Source organism: Neorhizobium sp. LMR1-1-1.1, from assembly GCF_040675795.1.
GTDB lineage: Bacteria > Pseudomonadota > Alphaproteobacteria > Rhizobiales > Rhizobiaceae > Neorhizobium > Neorhizobium cellulosilyticum.
Genome location: NZ_JBEGHE010000081.1, coordinates 1 through 492 on the forward strand (window position 1 = coordinate 1; position 492 = coordinate 492).

Here is a 492-nt window from a genome sequence, read left to right on the forward strand (position 1 = left end):
TCCAGGCGAACCGGCAAACCATCGGCATCGACAAGTGCGTGGATCTTGGTTGTCAGGCCGCCACGCGAACGTCCCATGCAAGGATCGGCAGATCCCCCTTTTTAGCGTTGGCACCATGTTGGTGAACGCGGACACAGGATGAATCGATCATCACGATGTCGCCGTCGTAACGCTTTGAAACGGCTTCCAGAAGACGATCCCAGACACCTGCTTTGCGCCAACGCGAGAACCGATTGTAGAGCGTCGTGCGCGGACCATAACGTTCCGGCACGTCGCGCCAGGACGATCCGGTTCTGAAGCGCCACAGGATGCCATTGATCACTCGGCGGTCGTCAACACGTTCAACTCCACGGGTATTGGTTGGCAGAAGTGGTGCGATGACGGCCCATTCTTCGTCGCTCAATTCGTGACGGCGCATGGCAATCTCCTTTCAAGGAGAGTGAATCACACACCGTCAACAAGATGAACCCCGTTTATGGGGACGCGGCCTAG

General features: G+C 57.1%; 1 pseudogene. It reads right to left on the reverse strand.

Features of this window, described 5'->3' with window-relative positions:
- Nucleotides 1-424, reverse strand: a pseudogene (locus tag MRBLMR1_RS29130) (IS5 family transposase); the annotation flags it as partial.
- Nucleotides 425-492 lie beyond the last annotated feature (68 nt).